The sequence below is a fragment of the Achromobacter sp. GbtcB20 genome, from assembly GCF_019091095.1.
Taxonomy (GTDB): domain Bacteria; phylum Pseudomonadota; class Gammaproteobacteria; order Burkholderiales; family Burkholderiaceae_B; genus Achromobacter; species Achromobacter mucicolens.
Genome location: NZ_JAGXJZ010000577.1, coordinates 1 through 266, shown reverse-complemented (window position 1 = coordinate 266; position 266 = coordinate 1). Strand labels below are relative to the sequence as shown.

Here is a 266-nt window from a genome sequence, read left to right as displayed (position 1 = left end):
ATCTGCGGTTAATGAACCATAGCACCGGGCTATCCGCTACAATCAGATTTTTATTTCCCGACACGTACCAGAGATTATGATTAAGGGCAGCATAGTAGCAATCGTCACGCCGATGTTTGAGGATGGCAGTCTCGACAAGGACAGCCTGCGCAAACTGATCGTCTGGCACGTGGCCGAAGGCACCGACGGCATCGTCATCGTCGGCACCACCGGCGAGTCGGCGACCGTCAGCCCGGAAGAGCACTGCGAGCTGGTCAAGCTGGCCG

1 protein-coding gene is annotated in these 266 nt (G+C 56.8%); it reads left to right on the top strand.

The window, feature by feature from the left end; genetic code table 11:
* Positions 1–76: 76 nt before the first annotated feature.
* A partial coding sequence (locus KVT32_RS30290) for a dihydrodipicolinate synthase family protein (protein ID WP_217619453.1) occupies positions 77–266 on the top strand: 190 nt, incomplete at its 3' end.